At 66.0% G+C, this 4,391-nt stretch carries 7 protein-coding genes and 1 pseudogene; 5 read left to right on the plus strand and 3 right to left on the minus strand.

Annotation, left to right across the window (positions count from 1 at the left end):
- A pseudogene (locus MKL09_RS02420) lies at positions 1-222 on the plus strand (CsbD family protein); the annotation flags it as partial.
- Here the strand turns inward: MKL09_RS02420 and MKL09_RS02425 are convergent.
- Complete coding sequence (locus MKL09_RS02425; RefSeq protein WP_244017625.1) at positions 203-535, minus strand: CsbD family protein; 333 nt, start codon at positions 533-535, stop codon at positions 203-205. The pseudogene MKL09_RS02420 and the gene MKL09_RS02425 sit on opposite strands and share 20 nt — an antisense overlap.
- 163 nt (positions 536-698) lie before the next feature.
- Here MKL09_RS02425 and MKL09_RS02430 point away from each other — a divergent pair, with 163 nt between their 5' ends.
- Genes MKL09_RS02430 through MKL09_RS02440 form a run of 3 tightly spaced genes read left to right on the plus strand, consistent with a single transcriptional unit; the run spans position 699 to position 1,945 of the window.
- A complete protein-coding gene (locus MKL09_RS02430) occupies positions 699-1,124 on the plus strand; it encodes a hypothetical protein (RefSeq protein ID WP_244017627.1) in 426 nt (141 codons plus the stop codon).
- Positions 1,125-1,133: 9 nt separating this feature from the next.
- Positions 1,134-1,529, plus strand: coding sequence for a phage holin family protein (locus MKL09_RS02435; protein ID WP_244017629.1), 396 nt, complete (start codon positions 1,134-1,136; stop codon positions 1,527-1,529).
- Positions 1,526-1,945, plus strand: a complete 420-nt coding sequence (locus MKL09_RS02440) for a hypothetical protein (RefSeq protein WP_244017631.1) — start codon at positions 1,526-1,528, stop codon at positions 1,943-1,945. The genes MKL09_RS02435 and MKL09_RS02440 overlap by 4 nt, the downstream gene beginning before the upstream one ends.
- A 180-nt stretch (positions 1,946-2,125) precedes the next feature.
- Here the strand turns inward: MKL09_RS02440 and MKL09_RS02445 are convergent, their stop codons facing one another.
- Positions 2,126-2,509 carry a hypothetical protein gene (locus MKL09_RS02445; protein ID WP_244017633.1) on the minus strand — a complete coding sequence of 128 codons (384 nt, stop codon included), beginning with the start codon at positions 2,507-2,509 and terminating at the stop codon, positions 2,126-2,128.
- A complete protein-coding gene (locus MKL09_RS02450) occupies positions 2,506-3,156 on the minus strand; it encodes a ParA family protein (protein ID WP_244017635.1) in 651 nt (216 codons plus the stop codon). The genes MKL09_RS02445 and MKL09_RS02450 overlap by 4 nt, the downstream gene beginning before the upstream one ends.
- A 274-nt stretch (positions 3,157-3,430) precedes the next feature.
- Here MKL09_RS02450 and MKL09_RS02455 point away from each other — a divergent pair.
- Positions 3,431-4,391 (plus strand): site-specific integrase (locus MKL09_RS02455; RefSeq protein WP_244017637.1); only part of this gene is annotated, 961 nt, incomplete at its 3' end.

The following is a 4,391-nucleotide window of genomic DNA, read 5'->3' on the forward strand; positions in this document are numbered from 1 at the left end:
GGACAGGCCAAGGACACGCTCAGCGACGCGGCCGGGCAAGCGCGGGAATTCGCCGGCGATGCGTTCGACAAGGCTCGCGAGCGCTATCCGGACGCGCAGCGTGTGTACCAGCGCGGCAACGAGGCGCTAAGGCCGCACGCGCAGGAGTCACCGCTGGGCCTCGCCATTCTGGCCGGCGCCATCGGCTATCTGTTCGCTTTAGTCATCCACGGCCGTCGATAAAAATCTGCGCGAGGCCGGGCGGTGACTCGTGGGCGTGCGGCCTTAGCGCCTCGTTGCCGCGCTGGTACACACGCTGCGCGTCCGGATAGCGCTCGCGAGCCTTGTCGAACGCATCGCCGGCGAATTCCCGCGCTTGCCCGGCCGCGTCGCTGAGCGTGTCCTTGGCCTGTCCGTACAGGTTTTGCGCCGAGCCTTTCAGCTCAGTGACATTGCCCTCGGCTTGCGTCCGCTTATCGCCGGTCAGATCGCCCGCTGCACCTTTAACCTTGCCGCCGAGTTCTTTCGCGGCGCCTTTGACACGATCTTCGTCCATGGCTCTTCCTCCTCGGTATCCGAACGGATTGGCGGCATCGAGCCACCAACGCGTGAGCAGCGCCATTCGTCTCGACGGTAGACCACGCAGCCGGCGGCGCAGCGGAACTGTATGGGACGCTTACGGTTCCTTCTGGTCCAGAGTACACCGGAGTAACTGCCCGATGCCGAACGGTGCTCAGAATGGCCGGCCGAGCGCCGCCGATCCAGGCTTTGCCGACGCGCTGCGCGATCAGACCCAGGGCTATGTCGAGAAGCGCAAAGCCGACGCGGCACGCTTCGTGTCGGACGTCGGCGGTGCCATTCGCGACACAGGTACCAGCCTCGACTCGCTGCCGCAGTTGAAGGAGCTCTTCGATCAGGCGGCGCTCGGCGTCGACGAGTTGGCCGAGGCCATTTCACGCCGCAGCTTCGGCGAGATGTACGACGAGGTTCACGCCGCAATCCGACGCCGGCCCGCGCTGGCAACAGCCGCCGCTGTTCTGACGGGCCTCGCGTTCTTCCGCCTTGTGAATGCATCCAAGGTTCGGCCGGTCCCACGCTCGCACGCGGTGGTCCCGCTCGACGTCCTCCCGACGCCTGACGTCTAGGAGAGCGGGATGGCCGAGCTAGGATTGCGCAGCATCCCGACCCTCGTCGGCGATGCAGTCCGCGAGCTACGAGATCTCGTGGGTAGCGAAATCACGCTATTTCGCACCGAGATGGCGCAGGGCGTCCATCGCATATCCCTCGGGCTCAGCCTGTTACTCATGGCGGCCGTGTGCGCCACTGCAGGCCTGTTCACGCTGCTCCTCGCCTTGGTGAAGGGGATCGCCGTCCTCTTTCAATCGGATGCACTCGCGGCGCTGATCGTGGGCGGTGTCTTCCTCTTACTTGCGATCAGTCTCGGGCTGTTCGGGCGCAGCAAGACATCCCTGTCCACGCTGGAGCCGACACGCACGGGTCGGCAGGTCAAACAGGACGCGCAGGTTCTCACGGATTGGATGGACACATGAGCGACTCGCCAGACAAACTGGAGCAGGACGTCGAGGCTAGCCGAGGCCGGTTGGATCGGACGCTGGCCGACCTGCAGGCCCGGTTCAATCAACCTGGGATCCCGCGTGACTTTGCCGACCTGCGCCGGTCAGGGCAGGCAGCAAGCGAGACCGTCGAGCGGCTTGTCGCAGATGTCCGGGTCAATCCCGTCCCAGCGCTCATGATCGCGGCCGGCTTCGGGCTGCTTGTCTATGAGGCTTTTCGAACTGCCGCGGAGCGGAGGCGTTTGGCGGTTGTTTCTGCAGGATCCGCCATCACGACGACCGATCGCCACCTCCCTGAGAACCATCTGGACCGGATGCACGAGCGGCCCGACGACGCGCTGGAGGAGAGCTTCCCCGGCAGTGATCCGGTCTCGGTTCGGATCACGAAATAGCTCGTCCCCGTTTTTGTGGGCTCGAATTGCACGAACGACCGGGCCCAGCCAACTGGCTGCATCCCGGCCTCGCGCACTCCCGACCGCACCGCGGCTGGTAGCGCGGGTCTCGCGGTTTAATGATGTTTTTTCAACACCACAAAACCACTATCAATATGCTTTTAGAGAGGTCGATTACCGCTACTGCCACCCCTTCGCACTGGGCTTTCCGATCACGTGGTCGATCCCCTCCAGGATCAGGGAATGGATGGAGCGGCCCCGGTCCTCGGCAATTCGGGCTAGCGCGGCGTGGCGGGCATCATCGAGGTAGACTGTCTGTCGGGCGGCTACATCTCGGCGCCCCTTCGGTCGGCCAGTCGGTTTGGAATTAACGCGCCCCTCTCCAGCCTGCGGGACAGGCTGATGGATCTCGGTCGCCGTTATAGCGTGGGCAACGACTGGCTCAGGCTCGAGCTCTGACGCCGCCACCGGCTCCGGCGGGGCCTCATCCTGTTCGACTTCACGGGCCGCGGCCGCGGCGGCTTTCATCGCGAGCGTCTGCGACACGTTCGGGCGGCGGCTCATAAGGTCTCTCCGAGGCGGATCATGACGGCGTCGGCGAGCGCCGCGAATTCGGCCGCGGACGGCGTGTCGGCAGGGACCGCCTCCCCGGTCGCAAGGCTGTCGGCCACGATGGCGCGGTAGGAGATGGCCGGCGCCACCGGCTCAGTCAGCGCGGCCAGCGTCGTCACCACGTCTCGCCCTGCCCCGGTGCGTTTGTCGATGCGGCTCGGGACGATGAGTATGTCGGGCCGGTCACGCTTGGCGGCTTTGCGGTGCCGGCGGATCGTGCCAACGGTTTCGGCCGCGCCGCGCACATCCAACACGGTCGAGCCCGACGGCACCAGGACGAGATCGGACACGGCTATGGTGGCGCCGAACGCCGCGCCCATCGCACCGGGGGCGTCGATCAACACGAAGTCGGTCCCCTGGCCTTTGGCGGTCTTCACCCAGGCCGAGACCGCCGCGTCGCTGTCCTCCTCCAAGAGGTGGGCGGTCACCTTGAACGGCAGTTGCCCGTCTTCTGCGATCGAGGCGGCATGCGCGGCCGGGTCCGCATCGAGCACGGCGACCGTCCGCCCTCGCCGATGCAGTTCGGCTGCGAGGTTCAGAGCCGTGGTCGTCTTGCCGACGCCGCCCTTGCTCTGCGCAAGGCCGATGATCCTCACCATTTCGACGCCATGCTCCCGCTAATATGGTGGGACAAAACCACCGGATCAGCGCCATTATCACGCTGCCATGACGTGGCGCGTTCGGGCTGAGAGCCTAAACGCTGCACACGCCTGCTGCGGGGGGGTTCACGACTTTCCCGTAAAACCCGACGTCCATCCTCCCGCGCTCCGTCACACTTTTGTGGTGTGATAAAAGCGGGATCGTGGAATGACGCTCGCACGACCATAGCGCGCGTGATAGTGTCTGAGAAGGACAGTTATCGGACACGATGCCATGAAGGCGCTGAAAACTCGTGGTCCGGAGCCGCGGGCCGGCCTGCCGATCGTCGCCGGCCTGTCCGACCAGGCCCGGGCGTTCCAGCGGGCGGGCAAGGCCAAGAGCACCCAGCGCGCCTATCTCAGCGATGCCGGACAGTTCGCGACCTGGTGCACGAAGCACGGCTTCGATCCGATGCCAGCGACACCGCTCGTCGTGCTTGAGTTTTTAAGCCACGAGGCGACGCGCGGCTCGAAGGCCTCGACCATCGCCCGTCGGCTGGCCGCGATCCGGTACGCGCATAAGCTTGCCGGTGAGCGGGATCCGACGGACGACGAAGGTCTGCGCGAGGGCCTACGCGGGATCCGACGGGAGATCGGCACCCGGCCGAAGCAGAAGACGGCGGCGACCGCCGACATCCTCGCAGCCCTGCTCATGCGGACGCCCGACACACTAACGGGCCAGAGGGATCGAGCCCTGCTGGCGCTAGGGTTCGCGGGCGCGTTTCGCCGGTCGGAACTCGTGGCTCTCGACGTCGCCGATCTGGTCCAGGATCCAGACGGGCTGCGGGTTTTGGTTCGGAGGTCCAAGACCGATCAGGAAGGGCAGGGGGTCGAGAAGGCCATCCCACACGGCCGGTTCATCCGGCCAGTCGCTCTGGTGCGGGAATGGCTTGATGCGGCCGGCATCAAGGACGGGCCTGTGTTCCGGCCGGTCAACAAGGCCGGCAGGGTCGAGTCGCGCCGCCTGGGGGTGAAAACGGTCGAGCGTGTGATGAAGCACTACTGCACGGCCGCCGGGCTCGATGCCTCGACCTTCGGGGCGCACAGCTTACGGGCCGGCTACATCACCACGGCGGCCGAGCGCGGTGCGGATCTCGCTCGGATCATGGATCAGTCCGGCCACCGGGATCCGCGGACCGTGGTCGGGTACATCCGCAGAGCGAACGCCTTCAAGGGGCACTCGGGGAGCGGGTTCC

This window comes from Methylobacterium sp. J-048, assembly GCF_022829515.1.
Lineage (GTDB): Bacteria > Pseudomonadota > Alphaproteobacteria > Rhizobiales > Beijerinckiaceae > Methylobacterium.

What these genes read in the sequence shown, in the direction of transcription:
- MKL09_RS02425 (WP_244017625.1), bottom strand. Translation starts at nt 535, where the DNA reads ATGGACGAAGATCGTGTCAAAGGCGCCGCGAAAGAACTCGGCGGCAAG.
- MKL09_RS02450 (WP_244017635.1), bottom strand. Translation starts at nt 3,156, where the DNA reads ATGGTGAGGATCATCGGCCTTGCGCAGAGCAAGGGCGGCGTCGGCAAG.
- MKL09_RS02445 (WP_244017633.1), bottom strand. Translation starts at nt 2,509, where the DNA reads ATGAGCCGCCGCCCGAACGTGTCGCAGACGCTCGCGATGAAAGCCGCC.
- MKL09_RS02440 (WP_244017631.1), top strand. Translation starts at nt 1,526, where the DNA reads ATGAGCGACTCGCCAGACAAACTGGAGCAGGACGTCGAGGCTAGCCGA.
- MKL09_RS02435 (WP_244017629.1), top strand. Translation starts at nt 1,134, where the DNA reads ATGGCCGAGCTAGGATTGCGCAGCATCCCGACCCTCGTCGGCGATGCA.
- MKL09_RS02430 (WP_244017627.1), top strand. Translation starts at nt 699, where the DNA reads ATGCCGAACGGTGCTCAGAATGGCCGGCCGAGCGCCGCCGATCCAGGC.